The following is a 20,558-nucleotide window of genomic DNA, read 5'->3' as shown; positions in this document are numbered from 1 at the left end:
CCTATTTTATGCCCTTCCATAAATTTCGGTTATCTCCAGGAGTTTTGCAGCAATGTCCGGTGTTAACTGTTCAGGCAGAAGCCGCCATATCCAGTTGCCCTGCGTTGTTGATGGCCGATTCATCCTGGCAATCTCCCCTAGACCTAAGATATCCTGCATTGGGAATATTGCCATGTTTGCGACTGACATCATGGCAAGCCGGATCATTTCCCAGTTAATATCCTCTACAGACACCTCATGTCCCAGATACTGAAATAGCCTCTTTTTGTCTTCCGGGGTAATCTCTTTTTCAAGCCACCCCCTCACCGTATTGTTATCGTGTGTCCCTGTGTATACAACACAGTTTTTCACTATATTATGGGGTATATAGGGGTTGGTAGGGATATCTTTACCAAAGGCAAAAAGCAGCACCTTCATGCCTAGAAAGTCAAAACGGTTCATAACTTCCCGCACATCCGGGGTGATGAGACCCAAGTCCTCAGCAATCATGGGCAGATAAGGAAACTTCTTAAGCAGTGTATTGAACAGGTCTTCCGCGGGTGCTTCAACCCATCTTCCATTTATAGCAGTGCTTTCGCCTGCTGGAACTTCCCAGTACCCCACAAAGCCACGGAAATGATCAATCCTTACAATATCAAAGTATTTTAAGTTATGTCCTACCCTTTGACTCCACCAATCATAACCCCTCTCCCTCAAGACATCCCACCGATAAACAGGATTGCCCCAAAGCTGTCCTGTCTCACTGAAGTAATCTGGTGGAACACCCGCTACAGCATAAGGCCTTTTCCCTCCATCCAGCTTAAATATATCGGAATTAGTCCAAAGCTCTGCACTGTCATATTCCACATAAAAGGGGATATCTCCAATGATATGAACGCCCTTCTGGTTGCAATAGAGCTTTAGCGAGAACCACTGTTTGAAGAAGATGTACTGAAGAAACTTATGAAACTCCATTTTATCCGAAAGCTTTTCTTCAAACAGTTGCAGAGCTTCTTTTTCCCTATCTCTTATTTCAGAAGGCCATTCACTCCACATCTTTCCATTGAAATGGGCTTTGAGGGTAACAAAAAGGGCAAAGTCTGTGAGCCAATGGGAATTGTCCTGACAAAACCTGTCGTATTCATAATTGGCTCCCCCTTTTTTGAAAGACTCGTATGCCATAGAAAAAAGCCTTTTTTTATAAGCAACAACCTCTTCATAGTTTACCCGTTCCCTGGGGAAATTGGGTGATGGCTCAATATCTTTTTCGGTAAGGAAGCCATCGCGGACCAGAAGCTCTGGACTTATTAACAGTGGATTACTGGCAAAGACAGATATAGAATGGTATGGGGAGTTGGCATAAGCCGGTTCGGCAGGGTTTAAGGGAAGTATCTGCCAGAAACCCTGTTTGGTCTCAGCAAGAAAATCCGCAAAACGGTAAGCCCATGGTCCCAAATCTCCAATGCCGAATGATGAAGGCAGGGATGATATATGAAGAAGTATGCCGCTTCCTCTTCTCTTCATTCTTCCTCTCTATTCATTTCCATCCTGACTTCTCATCATAAGACTTTCACATGGAGTTGATGCCCCAATTTATAAAAAGCATCCAGCCATTTCTCTGCTTTTTCATCTCTATTTTCTTCTCTCTCTTTCAACTTATCATGAAGGACCGTCTGCCCTATGCGAAAGTAGATATTCTGGGAAGTTGACAGGTCTAACTCCAGTGCCAATAACCTCAACAGCCTTATAGTATGCTCAAGGGTTTCAATTATTGACAGATCATTACTATTCAAGTTTAACTTTTCGCTGAGGGTATTAATCATAGAGTTTGCAGCAAAGCTCAAGGTTGGCTTGTCAATATTCACAGTCCATCTCTTTACCGCGCTTATCAGCTGTTTCAGTTTGTCTAAATCTGGTTTTTCTTCTTCAAGAACTTTCCTTATGTCTGTATTCAGGATGAGCTCAGTGGCCGCAAGAAGCGGGCTTGGAAGGGGGTAAGAGACTTCATGTAAGAAGTTCATGATACCGTAATTATCCTCGTATATCTGACGGAACGAAGCCTCTGCCTCATCCAGCGTTGAACGAAGGATGTGATTTAAGACCCTTCTCTGTTCATCTTTAAAGAGATGCCAGAGAGAGTAGTCATTCGCACCAAAGTGTTTGTCCACGGCTCTTATGACCTTGGAGATATCTCCTCTGTCAAAAACTTCTGTTAATTCCCTGTACATCGTTGAGAAGGCTTCATCGTTCACATTAATTCTAATTCCCCCAATGATATTATGCTCTCCCATGTGGAGCAAAGCAAAGCATACATATTCTTGTTCCCATGTTATGTCCGACACTACCCTGACCCTTCCTGCTACGAGCCTTAACCTTCCTGCCTCACTCAGGCTGTATGTATCCCTGGTAACGGTATAACAGTATATGGCAGTGCTTTCAGAATGTCCATCGAACAGAGAGGATATGGCATAATGGGCACCAACCCTCATGAGGTCAAGCATTGCAGGTTTGACAAAGGTTTCATAAATCCTTCTGCCATTCACCAGTTTCGGTATATTGGTAGGAGCCTTTTCAAGGGTCGAAAGGTAATCTTCTTCAACGGATATGTCAAACAGTTCCTCTGTAAGCTGGATAGCCCTGGCTGCATATTGCATGATCTGGGTAGTCTCGATTCCGGATATCTCGTCGAAAAACCAGCCGCAGCTTGTAAACATGAGCATAGCATTTCTCTGCATCTCCAGAAGCTTTAAGACTCTTATTTTTTCTTCGGTTGAAAGGGCTTTGACAGAATGTTTTCTTAGAAATTCTTCTGTATTTTTCCGTGATCTGTCCAGTATAACCTCAATATAGTCGTCCCTTGCTTTCCATGGGTCACTTAAATACCTTGATGCATCTTCTTTATAGAGCGGTACGAGTCTGTCTCTCAGTTCGTCCATCGCCACTCTTAGGGGCTTTCTCCATGCCTGGGTCCATCCCTGATTCATTCCTGTGCTGCAGCCGCAATTCTCTCTCCACCTTTCTATTCCGTGACAGCAACTCCAGGATGAGTTTTCTGAGATTTCAACAGTGTAGGTTGGAGGGTATTTTTCAAGGTACTCTCCATAATTGATTATCTTTGAAAGGGTATTTGACTCAATAAGGTAGAGACAATAAGCTAAAGCCATATCCCCGAAGCGGTGGTGATGCCCATATGTCTCCCCATCCGTTGCAATGTGGACAAGCTGGGGTCCGCCCCTTTGATCATTAAAGGCAGAGGCCAACTTTCTGGCAAAGGTTTCCCCGCTATTCAGCAGGTCCCCAAAGGCAACATTAGCAGATATATGCCCATCGTAGAAAAACAGGTTTATAGCCCTTCCGGATGGAAGGGTGCAGATATAAGGCATCGTTAGGTCAACCCTTCCTCTGCTGACATCCTGCCATTCTCTCTCTTCTTTTTTCTTTACCCTATTTGCCTGTATTGGAGAGAGGATAGTGAACTTTATCCCAAGCTCTGCCAGCACCTCAAGGGTCTCTATATCAACGGCATTCTCGGGAAGCCACATTCCTTCAGGGAATCTCCCAAACCTCTTCTGAAAGTCCTTTATCCCCCATACTGCCTGGGAATATTTGTCCCTTTTGTTTGCGAGGGGCATAATCATATGGTTATATACCTGGGCTATTGCCGAACCATGTCCGGAGAACCGTTTTATGCTCAATCTGTCAGCTTCGAGGATAGCCTTGTAGACTTCTGGTTCGTGCCTTTCCATCCAGGAAGCAAGGGTTGGTCCCAGGTTAAAGCTGATCTTCGAATAGTTGTTTACTATATCAACAATCCTTTCATCCTTATCAAGGATGCGGGAAGCTGCATTAGGTTTGTAACACTGGGCGGTTATCTTCTCATTCCAGTCATGGTAAGGATAAGCCCCGTCCTGAAATTCTACCTCTTCAAGCCATGGGTTCTCCCTTGGTGGCTGGTAAAAATGTCCGTGGATGCATATATACTTATCCATTATAGAGTTTACTCCTTGCTATATACATTTTCACTTGAAAATACACCTGGTTCTGTCATTGCAAGCCCCGACAAGTCGGGACGAAGCAATCCCATCCTTTACAACAGCACACTTAAGTGTGCTGTTGTGGGGGCTGTCCGCCTATGGCGAACTCCTCGCAAAGACATTTTACTTATTCGTTTGTGTCTCTTTGAGGCATGTGAGTTTCATTTGGTTTTACGCCTTGCCCCTAAAGAAGAGAATCCCAAGAGGGGGTAAAGTTATGGAAATGGAATGATCTCTTCCATGGGCTTGTACCGGAGTAGCCTCGACACCACCGAGGTTACCATGCCCGCTTCCACCGTATAGCTCTGAATCACTATTGAGTACCTCTTTCCAGAAGCCATTGCAAGGGACTCCAACTCTATATTTATATCGTGGAACAGGTGTGAAATTACAGGCAACAAGGATTATGCTGTCAGTTTCTTTACCGTTTCTTATAAAGCTTATGATGCTATGCTCCCAGTCATGAAAATCTATCCACTCAAAACCCTCTATCGCAAAGTCCAGTCCATGCATAGCAGGTTCGCTTCTGTAAAAGAGGTTCAGATCCTTAACCCATCTCTGGATTTCCTGATGAGATGGGTATTGGAGGGCATGCCATTCTAAACTCTCGTCATGATTCCATTCTTTCCATTGACCAAATTCTCCTCCCATGAAGAGCAGTTTCTTTCCCGGGTGAGCATACATGTATCCTAGCAGGAGACGAAGGTTTGCCGACTTTTGTTCTTCATCTCCAGGCATCTTTCCAACAAGGGCTCCCTTTTCGTGGACAACTTCATCATGCGACAGGGGAAGTAGAAAATTTTCCGAAAATGCGTACCATATACTAAAAGTGAGCTGATTGTGGTGGTACTTCCGGTAAAGGGGGTCTTTGGAAAAATAGTCCAGTGTGTCGTGCATCCATCCCATATTCCATTTCATCCCGAAACCAAGCCCTCCAACATACGTAGGTTGAGAAACCATTGGCCACGCTGTAGATTCTTCAGCTATTGTCTGTACATCAGGAAAATCCCTGTAGACCGCTTCGTTGAACCTCTTCAGGAAGTTTATGGCCCTGATACTCTCATTTCCCCCGTACTCGTTAGGTATCCAATTCCCTTCATTTCTTCCATAGTCAAGGTACAGCATTGATGCTACAGCATCTACTCTGAAACCGTCAACATGGTATTTGTCCAGCCAGAAATGACTGCTGCTGATAAGGAATTCCTTGACCTCGTTCCTTCCCAGGTTAAAGATATAGGTGTCCCAATCAGGATGGTATCCCTTTCTTCGGTCTGCATGTTCATAAAGGTGGGTTCCGTCAAAGTAAGCAAGCCCGTGTTCATCCGTTGGAAAATGGGAAGGAACCCAGTCCAGTATGACACCAATTCCATTTTTATGGAGATAGTCTATCAGATACATAAAGTCCTGAGGAGTTCCATATCGGCTTGTTGGCGCAAAGTATCCTACAGTTTGATACCCCCATGATCCATAGAAGGGATGCTCCATAACCGGTAATAATTCAACGTGGGTAAACCCTATCTCCTTTACGTATTCTGTTAAACAATGGGCTATCTCTCTATAGGTAAGAAACCTGTTTCCTTCTTCAGGGCATCTTTTCCACGAACCAAGATGTACTTCGTATATGGCAAAGGGGGCATCAGAGGCATTGAATTTATGCCTGTTTTTCATCCATTCGTCATCTCCCCATTCATAACTAAGATCCCATGCGACTGAAGCCGTACAGGGAGGAGTCTCCCAATAAAAGGCAAGGGGGTCACCTTTATCAACCTTGTAGTTATTGTATCTGGAGGCAATGTGATATTTGTAAGGAGCCCCCTTTCCAACACCAGGGACAAAGGCTTCCCATATGCCCGATTCATCCTCCCTTGCCTTCAAAGGATGCACATTCGGCTTCCATCCATTGAAATCTCCAATGACCGACACCGTCTCGGCATTTGGCGCCCATACTGCAAAGAGCATTCCCCTCCTTCCATCAATGGTAATTGGATGAGAGCCGAGTTTATCGTAGAGTTTAAAATGGTTTCCTTCTTTAAAGAGATAAACATCGTGGTCTGTAAGAAGGCTTACACCGTGTAATACATTTTCTGTTTTGTCTTTCATTTTCTCAGGCATATCTACATTAATTCTCTCTTCCCCGGTTTCGAGCTTTGAAAAACCGCCAACAGTATCATTTCGACCAAGAGACTCTGTCGCAGTAGGGTAAAATGCCATTCCGAACCCCTCGCTTGTCATTCCGAATGAAGTGAGGAATCTAACATCTTAACATTTCTAACGATTAAGATTTCTAGTCCACCAGAGGCGGACTCGAAATGACAAGATTCAAGGCTCTATTTGCATAGCGATCATATTGTTACTTCTTTCAAAGGTAAAAAGTTTGTTATTTTATCACAGAATTCTCGTGTAGAATACCTTTATTATAAAAAAAAATCAAGACCCAGAAAATCTTGTAAACAAAAGCATTTTGACTATGGTATACTATAAAATCTTTGAAAAACTACTGTTTATTTTGAAAAAGTGTCCTGAGAACGAATACTAAACCTTTGAAAAACTCGCTTTCAGTCATTGCGAACGAAGTAAAGCAATCTCTTGGGATTGCCACGTCGTTCGCCTTTGGCGAACTCCTCGCAATGACTACTTTTCGAGGTTGTTCACTGTAATAAGGAGAATTTAATGAGGACAATTCTGGGTAGTTTTAATCTGAATCTAAGGACAAAGCTCCTTCTTATCCTTATCTTTTTGTCCTTAATTACCATTTTGGCATTGTCGGTTCTTTATGTTCAGGGAAAGGAAGATATGGTATTGAAATTGGGCAAGCATACCGAAGGAATTTCTGAGGCTATCAGGGTGAGTGTAGAAAAACTAACCCTGGAGGGAAACGATTCTGAGGTACGTCTTCGTCAGTATATAAAGGAACTCCAGAAAAAGGGAATTAAGGAAGTCTCTATTATCAGTAACGCGGATGAAGTGATTGCCAGTTCTGACCCCGGAAAATTGGGCACAAAGGTTAATCCCCTGTCTGATAGTATGATAACGGAGGCAATCCTCGATAGAAATTTCGGTAGTGAGAAAAAGTTGGGAGTTAGCGTTCCAGTAATAATAGGAGAAGAACACCTGGGTTATATCCATATCAATACGGACTTAGAGGGCTTCAATAAACTCCTGAGGAAGAAGTATTACCAAAGGGTATTGGTGACCGCCCTGATCTTTGGTTTTGGGATAGTATTCTCCTTTCTCCTGTTCTGGAGATATACTATGCCCATTCAAGAGGTAGCAAAGGCTGCCCAAAGGATAACTGAAGGTAATCTTGAATATATGCCCCCCTCCCGGCAGAGGGATGAAGTCGGTCTTTTGGTAGAAAGCTTCAATAAGATGGTAAAAGGACTGAGGGAAAGAAAGGAGCTCGAAAATAGACTTAAAGAAGCCGAGAGATTTTCTGCTATTGGTCAACTTGCTTCAGGGATTGCCCATGAAGTAAGGAATCCTCTGAATTTTATCAGCTTAACCATAGACCATATAAAAGACAAACTATCTCCAAATGAGGAGCTTCATCACCTGGTTTACAATATGAAAGGGGAGATCTCCAGCATAAACAGGATGATAGAGGATCTCCTGGATTATGGAAGACCCCTTAAACTTCATTTGAGGGAAACCGACCTGGTTCTTTTACTGGAAGAGGTATTGACCCTTACCAGGGAAAGGATCGATACGCAGGGAATAAGGGTAAGAAAGTCCTTTCCGCTCAAATCTCCTTGCATGGTGGATAGAGATAAAGTGAAAACATGCTTTATAAATATAACCGTAAATGCCATTCAGGCAATGCCCTTAGGCGGAGAGCTAACAATCCGGGTATCTCAATCCGGTCCTTTTATGGATATAGAATTCGAGGATACCGGAGAAGGTATAATGCCTGAAGACATGGAGAAGGTATTTGAACCGTATTTTACCACAAAAGAGGTAGGTATAGGATTGGGACTGGCTATTACCAAACGGATCATTGAAGAGCACAATGGAGAAATCAGGATTAAGAGCCAACCCCTTAAGGGGACTAAGGTAAAGATCAAATTAAGGAGGCAGTGATGAAAGAAGGTAGTATCCTTGTAATAGAAGATGATAAGTCTCAACTGGAAATCCTTAAGGTTATCCTGAAAGAAGAAGGATACGAGGTAGAGACTGCTGCTACCGGGAGAGATGCATTGAAAATATTCAGGGAAAACCTTTGTAGCCTCGTTTTAACTGATCTGAAACTTCCTGATATAGATGGGGGAGATCTGATGCAAAATCTCCTGAAGGAAGCCCCATATGTAACTGTAATTATCATTACTGCCTTCGGGTCAGTGAGTTCTGCTGAAGAAGCAATGAAACTGGGGGCTTTTGACTATCTATTTAAACCGGTAGGCAGGGATGAATTGCTCTTTAGCATTAGAAAGGGTTTTGAGAAGGCAAGACTTGTAAGGGAGAACCTCTTATTTAAACAGCAGTTAGAGGAAAGATTCAGTCTGGACAATATCATCGGAAGGCATGAGAAGATGCAGGAGGTCTTCATATTAGTTCAGAAGGTAGCACCCAGTAATTCCACTGTCTTGATTACTGGTGAAAGCGGCACAGGAAAGGAGTTGATAGCAAAAGCAATCCATTACAACAGCCAAAGAAAGGGAATGCCTTTCCATGCGATAAACTGTGCGTCTGTTCCGGAAACCCTTCTGGATTCGGAACTCTTTGGCTATGAAAAAGGCAGCTTTACCGGTGCAGATAGAAGGAAAATAGGTCTTTTCGAGGTATCACACAACGGCACTCTTTTTCTGGATGAGATTGGAGACCTGAGTTACAGCATGCAGGCAAAGATACTGAGGACACTTCAAGAAAGGGAGATAAGAAGACTGGGAAGTACAGAAAATATCAAGGTGGATGTGCGGATAATAACGGCTACTAATAAGGATCTGGATAAAGAGATGGAAGAACGGAGGTTCAGAGCCGACCTCTATTACAGATTAAGTGTGGTCCCCCTATCCCTTCCCCCCTTAAGGGATAGAGTTACCGACATCCCGGCATTGGTAGAGTATTTTATTAATAAATTCAATGGTTCCCTGGGGAGAAAAATTAAAGGAATTTCTAAGGATGCCCTTCGTTTATTGATGGAATACCATTGGCCAGGCAACGTAAGAGAACTGGAATCTGCTATAGAAAGGGCAGTTCTCCTATCCGAGCGGGAGATTTTAGAGGTGAAAGATTTTTCAAAAGCGATACACCCCTGTTTTTACACTATGGGAAAAATTGAACTGGACATCCCGGAAGAGGGAATATCTCTGGATGATCTGGAGAGGGATTTGATCATTAAGGCTATGGAAAAATCTGATTTCGTCATTACTAAGGCAGCCAGGCTTTTGGGTTTAAGCTATAAAACCCTTTGGTACAGGATTAAGAAATTAGAGTTAAAAGGAGATTTTCCCAAATGGGAAGGGAAGGTTTCCCAAATGGGGAAAATGGATTTTAGATTCAAAACTTAACTCATTGATTTTCCTTGAATCTTTAAATAGGCACAAAAATTGCTCCTTTTCTAATATAGAGAACTTTGCACAACCGCATTGCAACTCTCCTTCATCATTCCGCACTTGATGCCCCGTACTTGATACGAGGTCCGCAGGAATGACGTAGGGAGTGTATTTTTCAAAGGTCTCTAATATAATTTATTAGAAAGGAGGTGAAGAAGAATGAGAAAAATATCTAATGTTCTGGCGCTTATTATTGCCGTGGTATTTATTGCTGGTGTAAGTTTCGCAGCAGAGGCAAAGAAAGAAGCCCAAGCCCCAAAAGCAGAGGCAAAGAAAGAAGCCCCAGCTCCGAAGGCAGAGGCAAAGAAAGAAGCCAAAGCACCCAAAGAGAAAGTGATTGTGGCAAAGGGTGAGGTTACAAAGGTAGACGCCGCTGCCAACACCGTTACCATTAAAAAGGCTGGAAAGACCCCCGAGGAGATTACCCTTAATGTTACTCCAGAAACTGTGGTAAAGATAGGGAAAGAAAAGAAGGCTCTGGCTGATATTAAGGTAGGCGACAAGGTAAAAGCTATGTATGTAAAAGATACTATGGCTGCTAAGTCAATCTTCAAGTAGGACGTAATCTGTTAAAAATTAAAAGGCATGGGGCTTTATGTGACCATGCCTTTTAATTATCCATCTGTTTACCTACCTATCTATACCCCCCGTAGATTGTTTCTTTATTAAGATGTCATCTCGATCAAAGGGAGAGACCTTTTTAACTTCATCCTCCCCTTAATTCCCTCCCATCAAGAGACTGTGTCGCAATCTCCTTTTTTATCATTTCGAGTCAGCCTATGGTAGACTAGAAATCTAAACCAGTAGTAATATTAAGATGTTAAGATTCTTCGCTTTGCTCAGAATGACAGGCGAAGGGATCGAAATGACATTTCCCCCTATTACGATACAGTCTCCAAGGGAGGGAAAAGTAGTTGGTGTCACTTCCATTAAGGGAGGGAAATTTACTAACATGAAATGAGAAAGAGCCTGAATATTTTTCTTGTGTATAAATCTATTCTGAGGTAGTATTAACAATATTTTTATGACATTTCGAACTGAGGAGGTTGGTATGCCACTAAAACCAAGTGAATCCGAACAAGAATATTTCACAAGAATTGAGATAGAAAAGAAAAAGAAGATTATGGAAGAAAAGCAGAAAAAACTGGCTGAAGGGGAAAAGAGCAGGTTAAAAGAGCTTCATTATATGATGTGCCCAAAATGCGGGATGGAGCTTTCGGAGATTGAGTACAGGAATATAAAAATAGACAAATGCTTTTCATGCGAAGGTGTATGGCTTGATGCTGGAGAGCTTGAAGCTCTGTCAAAACTTGAAAAATCCATGATAGATAAATTTTTTGGTGTTTTTAAGAAATGAAAATCAAAAACATAATCATTTTAGTTTTGCTTGCGCTTCTTGTGACCTTTCTTCTTCAAAATACTGAGGTCATTGAAGTACGGTTTCTATTCTGGCAAATATCAATGTCGAGAATTGTTCTGTTGTTTAGTACCTTTATAGTTGGTTTGATTACAGGCTGGCTCCTGAGGATTCTTACATCCAAAAAATCCTAGGCAGAGTCGAATAACCTTTTTACTCCCTCGATAACAATCACCGTTTATACCTACTAACTAAAACTGATGAAGTCCTAAAAAGTCAAAAATACCAATCCTTGGTAAATTACAACCGAGAAAGGAGGAATTTTTCATGTCAGATTTTCACCAGGAAGGAATAATCACCACCCTCCATGCACTCTATGAAGTTTTTGATCGTGAAGAATATCTCATAGGGCTTGAACAGAAACTTGAGGAGTATTCCCGCCATACCAGAATCAGTCTTATTCTTCCGTGCTTTTATTCTGAAATGTTGAATACCCAAATTCTGGATAGAATAGTGGATGAAATCCAGAAAGTTCGCTACCTCAACAGTGTGGTAGTGGCACTGGGGGGTACCACAGAAGAAAGCAAATTCAAGGAGGCAAAAGAGTACTTTGGACGGCTTACCACAGATGAGAGGGATATCAAAATCCTCTGGGTCGATGGTCTGCGTATCCAGGGTATACTCAGTTATATTCGTGAAAGAAAAATCCCTGCCGGTGTTGAGGGGAAAGGGCAGTCAGTCTGGCTTGCCCTAGGCTACCTCTTTGCCCGAGATGAGAGCGATGTAATAGCCCTTCATGATTGTGATATTCTTACATATAACCGACTCCTTCTGGGAAGGCTCATTGAACCCACAGCAAATCCTAATAACGACTTTGAATTTTGTAAAGGATACTACCTGAGGATCTCTCCGACAGAACGAAGTATGAAGGGACGAGTTACCCGTCTCTTTGTAGTTCCCTTTGTTGATACGATGAAACAGATCATGCACGACCGCGGGTACCACGAATTGGAATCTTTCTTCTCCTACCACCGAACGTTCAATTATCCCCTGGCTGGTGAGTTTAGTTTCACTGCACGCCTGGCTAAGGGGATAAATATAGCTTTCGACTGGGGGCTTGAGGTAAGTACACTCTCAGAGGTCTACCACAGAGTTATCCCTAGAAAGATTGCCCAGATTGATCTTATCCCCAATTACGAGCACAAGCATCAGGCTCTCTCGCCTGACGACAAGACAAAAGGGCTTCACCGCATGGTAATAGATATCGCTAAATTTTATTTTAATTACATGCGCTCTAACGGAGTTGTCCTTGATGATGCTTTCGTGGAAATGATGAGGCGAACTTACTATCAGAATGCTCTCAACTTCATTAAACGATACAGCGACGATGCAGAAGTGAACGATCTGATTTTTGATCGTCATGAAGAAGAGCTCATGGCATGGTATTTTCACGAATTCCTTTGGACTACATGGAAAGAAACAAGAGAAAAAAGCGAAGATACACAAATCCCATCTTGGAACCGCGTTCTCTATAGTATTCCAGACATATATATTAAGCTTCTGAAAGCTGTGGAGGCTGACAATTCCTGAAGTAGCAGGTTATGAGGGTAGAGCAGATGTCTGTGAAACTGGCCTTTGTCACATATGAAACTCCATTTGCTCCCTGCGGAGGGATTGCTGCAGTAATGGGGCGTTTACCCGGCTATGTTCAAAAAGCCTCTGGTCTGGATACGATTGTCATTACACCATTCCATTACAAAATCGAGAAGACATCATTCCTTGATGACAAAATCAAACTCATGACTAACATCAATGTCCCATTTGATAATAAAAATGTCCGTGTAGAATTGTATCAATACAATGACAACCGATACGAGTGGACATGGTACTTCTTAAAACCAAAAGACAGTCGGTTTTTTGCAGGAAGACGTCATCCGTATGACGTTGGGGAGACACAGGGGGAGGTTTCAGGGAACTTACTGCGGGACTCCCTGTTTTTTGGTACAGCTACAGCCTGTGTACTTAACCTCATAGACCGGACATGCCATTGGAAGGTCATGATACAGGATTGGGAAGCGGCAACCACAGTTTTAGCCATGACAGGACGGGGCAAGAATCAACATCTGTACATAACGCTTCACAACAGCTATGACAGCGGAGTTACAGATGCTGACCTTTCACGGGTGGGAATTGATTCTGTCTCTTGCCCGGGTGAAACAATACTGCAACGGGCGCTGCCCCTTGCCGAACGGCCTGTTTTCACTGTATCAAGCCAATTTGCCATGGACTTAACGGAAGATCCTCTCCATGCTGAGGTCATGGCAGCACATCTAAAAGACATTCTGAAACCAAGGCTTTTTGGGGTTGACAACGGTCTTTTTGCAAGCCTTGCGATTAGTGAAAATATCTTAGCTGAAATAATGCGGGGCAATTTTACTCCGGTGCGGAAGTGGAAGAATACAAGAAGAAAGGAAGCCCTTAAGTCACTGGATGAATTTTCCCCTTCAAAGGAAAAACCTATCTGGGGCGACCTTAAAAGGTTAAGACGAGATGACTCTCCATGGTTTATCATGGCAGGACGGGATGATCCCCGACAGAAGGGTTATGATGTTGCAGTATTGGCCATCTCGGAGTTTTTAGAAAAAGGGGGGGAAGCACGATTTTTCTTATTCCCAATCCCGGGAGATGAGGGGTTGGAGGGTTTGCACTTCTTGCAAAAGATGTCGGAAAGATTTTCTGAAAGTGTCCTTGTGCTTCCCTTTTTGTTTCAAGAGGGCTTTTTCGCTGTCCTCCAAGGAGCTACTTATGGGATTATGCCCTCACTATATGAGCCGTTCGGAATGGCTAACGAATTCTATCTTAATGGTACTGTGGGGATTGGTCGCGCAACTGGAGGGGTTGTCCAGCAAATTGTTCCCCTTAGGTCTGTCCCATCTTTCACCCGAGCTGTCCAGGTTAGGAGTGAGCACTGGCATACCGCCTCGGCCACACCCACCGGAATCCTATTCCGGGAGAGAGACAACATAGAATCTGCTGTTGATGATTGGAGAGGAATTAACTTTGCCGGATATGATATAAAAGACAAAGGGTTAGACCGGGTTGAACAGCGAAAGAGATACCCTCTTTTTCGATCAATTGCCCATGAGCTTATGCTCAGCATCATAGATGCTGTTCGAGTCTATAGAGATACCCCTGAACTGTATTACAGGATGCTGGCAGAAGGGATAAACCATATAAGGCGTAGTTTCTCATGGGAACGAGCTGCCCGGGAATATATTCGCCACATTATTATATAGGAATTTACGAATAGTTATAATTTTGTCGTGGATTCTTGGGGGTGGGTATTGCAACTTATCTCTAATCCCTTATATTGTCATTCTACAGTGGAATTGATCTTGGGTCAGGGAAATGTAACATACAAAAAAAGGGAGATAATCGGGAAGGTCGTTAAAAATATGGTATAAGGTGAAAAAGAACTGGATTTAATCTGGTAATTGAGATATAGATAACCTGGTAGTTAATGATAGTCCTGAGTTTGCAACCCATATAAAATGGAGAGGTAATTTGATCGATCTGGTAAAAAATTTTTTCGGGAAAAGCACACAGGTTGATACTGGGAATCAAAAAAGAGAAGATTATCATGATATCAGAGTGGCAACCTGTGCTATTCTCCTTGAGATGGCTAATATAGATGGTGAGTTCAGTGATACAGAGCGAGAAGATATTATATCTATTTTGAAAAAAGACTATCAATTGTCTGGTGAATATGCTGCCGAACTTCTTGAAGCTTCAAATAAGGAGTTGAAGCAGAGTATAGACCTATGGCAGTTTACAAACCTTATCAATCAGAATTATTCAACTGAGGAGAGAATCCATATTATTGAGATGATATGGAAGATTGTTTATGCCGATGGAACGCTTGATAAACATGAGGATTACTTAGTTCACAAACTTGCCAATCTGCTACGTCTCAGCCACAAACAGCTCATCGATGCAAAGGTAAAGGTGCCCCGCAGTGGTTGTTAGGGAGATGAAAGCATTCCCTTAAAGTGGCAGCAGAGGAAACCATTAAATGTAAGGATCATCTCCAAATTAGTTGATCGATGATAAGGATTCAGGGATTCGAGTGAAATACTTGAAAATTACAAATACTTGAATCCTTGAACCCTTGAATCATGGATCCCTTTCTCCAAATTAGTTGGGAGAATAACCATATAAATAAACCAGTTCATAGAAAAGGAGAGTGAAGATGGACTTCAGGTTTACACCTGAGCAGGAAGCATTGAGGAAAGAGTTTACGGAGTTCTGTAAAGAGGAATCAAATAGAGCCCCTGAGGGCTGGATAGGAGGTCTCGCTGCTGAAGAAACGGATGAAGGCTGGGCATATCACCGATCGGTAGTAAAGAAGGTAGCAGCAAAAGGATGGCTATGCTTGCCCTGGCCAAAAGAATATGGTGGGAAGGGGCATGGTCCTGTTGAGCAGCTCATCTTCAGCGAGGTAATGGCCTACTATAGAGTACCCGCTATTCCTTTCCATTTTATGACAGTGGCTGCGGGTATTATGGTGTACGGAACCGAAGAACAGAAGAAAGAGTGGCTACCGAAGATAGCCAGAGCAGAAATAAATTGGGCTGAAGGTTTGAGCGAACCTAATGCTGGCTCAGACCTTGCCTCCCTTACTACTACAGCAGTGGCAGATGGTGATTCTTACGTCATCAACGGGCAAAAGGTATGGACAAGCGGTGCCCACCGTGCTGACCATATTTTTATCCTGGCAAGAACAGACCCTAACGAGCCAAGGCACAAGGGACTGACCTTCTTCATCAATAAGCTCGGTCCTGGTATTGAGTTTCGCCCCTTAATCTTTATGAACAGGAGCCATTTTTATAACGAAACGTTCATAGATGATTTCCGTGTACCCAAGGAAAATATAGTGGGAAAGGTAAATCAAGGGTGGTATGTTATGATGGCAGGGAGAAACTTTGCCCGTGCCAATATAGCTTTTGCTGCCGGAGGAAAGCGAGACCTGGAAGATCTGATCTCATATTGCAAGGAGACACGAGAAGGTGGTGAAATCCTGGCTAAAAAGGCTTTGATTCGCCACAGGCTCGTCGAACTTGCCATTGATTTTGAAGCAGCCCTGAAGTTTGCATATTACGTAGCTTGGCTTCAGAGCAGAGGGAAGGAAGTTGCAGCCGAGGCAGGGGCGTGCGGTTATTACGCTAACGAGCTTAATCTCCATCTCGCCAACACCGCAGTGGAAATTATGGGGCTCTATGGAACAGTAACAAGAGGATCTAAGTGGGCTCCCCTCTGCGGAAAATTTCAAGATCTCTGTCAGTGGAGTTCCGGCTTCACCATTGCGGGAGGGACCACAGAAATAAGGAAAAATGTTATCGCCTGGCAGGGACTCAAGCTGCCCCGTGACTAAATGGAGGAAATATGGATTTCGCTTTTACGGAAGAGCAGGAAATATTAAGAAAGATGGCTCATGACTTATTGGCAAAAGAGTTTCCCAAGACATTGGTGAGGGAAATGGAGGAGGATCCAATCGGATTTCGCCCTGACATCTGGAAGAAAATGGCAGAGTTGGGATGGATGGGATTAATTATCCCAGAGGAGTATGGTGGCAGCAGTTGCGGATTCGTGGATTTGATTGTCCTGTTGGAAGAGATGGGGCGGGCTTGTCTCATCTCCCCGTTTTTTTCAACCGCTATCTGCAGCTTCCTTCTTTTGGATGCCGGTAGTGAAGAGCAGAAGAGGGAATGGTTGCCAAAGATAGCATCCGGGGAAAAGATATTTACCCTGGTTTTAACCGAGCCCAGTGCCAGATATGATGCCAGCGGTATCTACACAAAGGCTACAGAGGATAAAGACGGATATATTATCAACGGTACCAAGCTATTCGTTCATGATGCCCAGGTAGTTGATTATTTTCTCTGCGTAGCCAGGACGAATTTCTGGTCGCCGCCAGAAGAAGGCATTACCATCTTTCTGGTGGATGCTAAAAGCCAGGGGATAAAGACCATTCCTCTGCCTACCATTGCGGATGATAAACAAAATGAAATTCTATTTGAGGGAGTTATGGTACCAGAAGGGAATGTGGTCGGTGGATTAAATGCTGGATGGCAAGCAGTAAAAAAAACCCTCGACAGGGCTGCCGTAGCAAAATGCGCTGAGATGATTGGTGGTGCCGATTGGACGGTAGAAAACTGTGTGGCTTATGCTAAGGAAAGGACACAGTTTGATAAGCCAATTGGCAGCTTTGGAATTATTCAGCACTACCTGGCTGAGATGTGGGCAGAAATCGGCCATGCCAAGAGACTGGTTTATTATGCAGGCTGGCTTATAGAACAAGGCTTGCCTTGCTCCAAGGAATCGGCTATGGCAAAGGCACGAATGAGCGAGGTATACAGGCACTGCACCCGCATGGGAGTTCAGATTTTTGGTGGCATTGGTACTACCAGAGAGCATGATATGGGGCTTTATTACCGCCGTGCCAGGCAGGCACTTTCCCTTTTTGGAACTCCCGATTTCTGTCGGGAGAAGGTGGCTTGTGAAATGGGATTTTAAGTATGATCAACTTCATTAGCAATATCATTGCAGAGGACTTGAAGGCAAACAAGAACAGCAGCCGGGTCCATACCCGGTTTCCACCTGAACCAAACGGCTACCTGCATATCGGGCATGCCAAGTCTATCTGGCTTAATTTTAGTCTTGCCGCTGAAAACCACGGCCTTTGCAATTTACGATTCGATGACACCAACCCCAACAAAGAAAGTGCTGAATACATTAAATCAATCAAATCGGACATCAAATGGCTTGGTTTCGATTGGGGGGATAGACTCTTTTACGCATCTGACTACTTTGACAGGCTGTACCAATATGCTGTTCAGTTAATTAAAAAGGACAGGGCATACGTTTGTGATTTAGGCCCAGAGGAGATTAGAGATTATCGTGGTACATTGACTGAGCCTGGCAAAGACAGCCCCTACCGCACACGGTCCATAGAGGAAAACCTTGACCTGTTTGAACGCATGCGGGCAGGGGAATTTGAGGAGGGCTCTCGTGTACTTCGGGCAAAAATCGATATGTCATCTCCAAATTTAAATATGCGGGACCCGGTTCTTTACCGTATCCTTCGAACAGAGCATCATCGAACAGGTAACAAGTGGTGCATCTATCCGATGTATGACTATGCCCATTGTATTTCTGACTCTATTGAAGGGATTACGCACTCTATTTGTACGCTGGAATTCGAGGATCATCGTCCATTATACGACTGGGTGCTTGACCAACTGGAGGTCGATTGCCATCCGAAGCAAATTGAGTTTGCCCGTCTCAATCTGAGCTATGCTTTGATGAGTAAACGTAAGCTTCTGGAACTGGTGGAAAGCGGAGTCGTCAGCGGGTGGGACGATCCACGGATGCCTACAATATCAGGCCTGCGCAGACGCGGCTATACACCAGAGTCAATCCGAAACTTCTGTGAACGTATCGGAGTCGCTAAAAAAGAAAGCATGGTTGACATGGCACTGCTCGAGCACTGCATCCGTGAAGATCTGAATCAAAGGGCTCCACGGGTTATGGGAGTGTTGCGTCCACTTCGGGTAATCATTGATAACTATCCTGAAGACAAAACAGAGGAACTGGATTCACCTTATCATCCGGAAGACCCAGGCATGGGATCGCGTAAGCTACCCTTCTCTCGCGTTTTGTATATAGAACAAGATGATTTTCTTGAAGACCCGCCAAAAAAATTCTTCCGGTTAGCCCCTGGTCGTGAGGTGCGTCTGAGATACGGCTATTACATTAAATGTATAAGTGTGGTGAAGGATGAAAAAACCGGGGAACCGGTTGAGCTTCACTGTACTTATGACCCTGAGACACGGGGTGGCTGGTCACAGGATGGACGCAAGGTTAAAGCAACGCTGCACTGGGTTTCTGAAAGCCACTCTATACCGGCTGAGGTACGTCTCTACGATAACCTGCTTACCGAAGAAAACCCCGACAGAATAAAGGATAACATTAACTTCAGGGCTTATTTAAACCCTAACTCGCTTGAGGTTTTGACCTTATGCCGGGTTGAGCCGTCTCTGGCAAAGGCTGAACCGGGGAGCCAGTACCAGTTCGAAAGGCTTGGCTATTTCTGTGTTGATTTGGTTGATTCCTCCGATGGAGTAATGGTGTTTAACCGCACTGTAACGTTGCGTGATTCGTGGGCCAAGATTACTCAAAAGGAGAATAGTTAGAAGTAATGGGGGATTTTTAATGGCTGGGAGACCAGGATTCGAACCTGGGTTGACGGAGTCAGAGTCCGTAGTCCTGCCGCTGGACGATCTCCCAGTAAGATATGTTTATTGCTTCTTATTTATATAAAAGGATTAAAAAAGTCAACAAAAAACCTGCCTCTTTGTTTCGATTTACAATAAGATAACCTTCTCAATAAACAGGATATAGATGCCCACACCTTTAACACTTGAAATATTCTCCGATTACATTTGACCTTGGTGCTACTTCATCACCGGGCGTGTTGAACAGCTTAAAAGAGAATATGAAATCGCCACTAAATGGCGGGCTTTTCCGCTTCATCCGGAAATACCGGAGGGGGGGGTTTTGATTGAACAGCTTTTTGCCAACTACCGTATAGATGTAAAAGCAATGATGCGAAATTTTAGACAAACCGCAACTACTCTGGGATTGCCTTTCGGAGAGCAGGAAAAAACTTACAATAGTCGTCTATCTCAGGAATTGGGTCTCTGGTGTGAATCAAAAAATAAAGGGGATGAGTTCCACATAGCGGTCTTCAAGGCCTACTTTGTAGACGGAAAAAACATCGCAAAAATTCCAGTGCTTGTAGATTTAGCTGCATCCATTGGGCTCTCTCGCAAAGAAGCAGAGTCTATACTTACAACAAGGGCATTTAAGACGGCGGTGGATGCGGATTGGTCACTTTCACAAGAGAAAGCGATTACAGCCGTTCCAACATTTGTGATGAATCATGATAAGTTGGTTGGTGCGCAGCCCTACGAGATGCTGGAAAGACTTATGAAAGCTCATGGGGTTAAAAAAAAGGAATGAATTATGAGAACAGAAAAAGAGACATGGCTGAATTGAGTATTGTGTCTCAAGAACTTCCTAGTTAAACTTTAATTTTTGTTGGATAACATTACAAAAGTAATGATATCCAGACCTGGATAATCACTTGTTAGGAGTAAAGTATGAATAGAAAATCTCCATCTGAAATAGCAAAAATAGCGTATAGTATAGAAGCAGAAAATTGGATTAAGGATTCTACTTCAATAAAAGAACTTGATGATTTTATACATCTCATTCCTGCGCAAATGTTGATAGAGAAGGTCTATACATATCAACTTGCAATTGATAAAAAAGCACAGCTACAATTTGAATCTAATCAGGATGCTTCCCGACGCCGAGAAGAACGAGAAGAGGAAACAAGCCGAATTGCACGCCGAGCATATATAATTGCGATAATTGCTGCAATCATCGCTGCACTATCCATTATCAAGGATATAATCATTGACATTCTCATAAATAAGACCCCCTAACAAATCATTGGAGTTGACAGCTAAGGTACGCTGCAACTCAATTCCTGGTTGTCGAGGGCGCTTCGCGCCC

At 43.4% G+C, this 20,558-nt stretch carries 15 protein-coding genes, 1 tRNA gene and 1 pseudogene; 13 read left to right on the top strand and 4 right to left on the bottom strand.

What is annotated here, in order from left to right; genetic code table 11:
• Positions 1–6 precede the first annotated feature (6 nt).
• The 3 genes from malQ to glgB form a co-directional block, all read right to left on the bottom strand.
• Positions 7–1,503, bottom strand: coding sequence for a 4-alpha-glucanotransferase (gene malQ / locus AB1401_03635; GenBank protein ID MEW6614550.1), 1,497 nt, complete (start codon positions 1,501–1,503; stop codon positions 7–9).
• A gap of 35 nt (positions 1,504–1,538) precedes the next feature.
• The gene (locus AB1401_03630) at positions 1,539–3,968 is read right to left on the bottom strand and encodes a DUF3536 domain-containing protein (protein MEW6614549.1); all 2,430 of its coding nucleotides are present in this window, start codon (positions 3,966–3,968) and stop codon (positions 1,539–1,541) included.
• A 216-nt stretch (positions 3,969–4,184) separates the two neighbouring features.
• A complete protein-coding gene (glgB, locus tag AB1401_03625; GenBank protein ID MEW6614548.1) occupies positions 4,185–6,125 on the bottom strand; it encodes a 1,4-alpha-glucan branching protein GlgB in 1,941 nt (646 codons plus the stop codon).
• Positions 6,126–6,683: 558 nt separating this feature from the next.
• Here glgB and AB1401_03620 point away from each other — a divergent pair.
• The 11 genes from AB1401_03620 (at position 6,684) to AB1401_03570 (ending at position 19,171) form a co-directional block, all read left to right on the top strand.
• Positions 6,684–8,090, top strand: a complete 1,407-nt coding sequence (locus AB1401_03620; GenBank protein ID MEW6614547.1) for an ATP-binding protein — start codon at positions 6,684–6,686, stop codon at positions 8,088–8,090.
• A complete protein-coding gene (locus AB1401_03615; protein MEW6614546.1) occupies positions 8,090–9,517 on the top strand; it encodes a sigma-54 dependent transcriptional regulator in 1,428 nt (475 codons plus the stop codon). The genes AB1401_03620 and AB1401_03615 overlap by 1 nt, the downstream gene beginning before the upstream one ends.
• Before the next feature lie 204 nt (positions 9,518–9,721).
• Positions 9,722–10,120, top strand: a complete 399-nt coding sequence (locus AB1401_03610) for a hypothetical protein (GenBank protein ID MEW6614545.1) — start codon at positions 9,722–9,724, stop codon at positions 10,118–10,120.
• A 493-nt stretch (positions 10,121–10,613) separates the two neighbouring features.
• Positions 10,614–10,919, top strand: a complete 306-nt coding sequence (locus AB1401_03605; protein ID MEW6614544.1) for a zf-TFIIB domain-containing protein — start codon at positions 10,614–10,616, stop codon at positions 10,917–10,919.
• Positions 10,916–11,113 (top strand): LapA family protein, encoded by a 198-nt coding sequence (locus AB1401_03600; protein ID MEW6614543.1) that lies wholly within the window; start codon positions 10,916–10,918, stop codon positions 11,111–11,113. Before AB1401_03605 ends, AB1401_03600 begins: the two co-directional genes overlap by 4 nt.
• Before the next feature lie 133 nt (positions 11,114–11,246).
• A complete protein-coding gene (locus AB1401_03595) occupies positions 11,247–12,509 on the top strand; it encodes a glycosyl transferase (protein MEW6614542.1) in 1,263 nt (420 codons plus the stop codon).
• A 26-nt stretch (positions 12,510–12,535) separates the two neighbouring features.
• Positions 12,536–14,215 (top strand): glycogen/starch synthase, encoded by a 1,680-nt coding sequence (locus AB1401_03590; GenBank protein ID MEW6614541.1) that lies wholly within the window; start codon positions 12,536–12,538, stop codon positions 14,213–14,215.
• 268 nt (positions 14,216–14,483) lie between these two features.
• Entirely contained in the window at positions 14,484–14,945 is a 462-nt protein-coding gene (locus tag AB1401_03585) for a TerB family tellurite resistance protein (protein ID MEW6614540.1), read from the top strand.
• 223 nt (positions 14,946–15,168) lie between these two features.
• Entirely contained in the window at positions 15,169–16,350 is a 1,182-nt protein-coding gene (locus tag AB1401_03580; protein ID MEW6614539.1) for an acyl-CoA dehydrogenase family protein, read from the top strand.
• Positions 16,351–16,361: 11 nt separating this feature from the next.
• Positions 16,362–17,492, top strand: a complete 1,131-nt coding sequence (locus tag AB1401_03575; protein MEW6614538.1) for an acyl-CoA dehydrogenase family protein — start codon at positions 16,362–16,364, stop codon at positions 17,490–17,492.
• 2 nt (positions 17,493–17,494) lie between these two features.
• Entirely contained in the window at positions 17,495–19,171 is a 1,677-nt protein-coding gene (locus tag AB1401_03570) for a glutamine--tRNA ligase/YqeY domain fusion protein (GenBank protein MEW6614537.1), read from the top strand.
• Between the two features lie 20 nt (positions 19,172–19,191).
• On the opposite strand, the gene AB1401_03565 is transcribed toward AB1401_03570, so the two are convergent.
• Positions 19,192–19,265, bottom strand: a tRNA-Gln gene (locus AB1401_03565).
• 171 nt (positions 19,266–19,436) lie between these two features.
• On the opposite strand from AB1401_03565, the pseudogene AB1401_03560 reads away from it, so the two are divergent.
• A pseudogene (locus AB1401_03560) lies at positions 19,437–20,000 on the top strand (DsbA family protein).
• 140 nt (positions 20,001–20,140) lie between these two features.
• Positions 20,141–20,488, top strand: coding sequence for a hypothetical protein (locus AB1401_03555; protein ID MEW6614536.1), 348 nt, complete (start codon positions 20,141–20,143; stop codon positions 20,486–20,488).
• The last annotated feature ends 70 nt before the right edge of the window (positions 20,489–20,558 follow it).

This window comes from Thermodesulfobacteriota bacterium, from assembly GCA_040757775.1.
In the GTDB taxonomy this organism is placed as follows: domain Bacteria; phylum Desulfobacterota; class UBA8473; order UBA8473; family UBA8473; genus UBA8473.
Note: the sequence above shows the minus strand (reverse complement) of the source record. Positions and strands in the feature narration are given on the sequence as shown.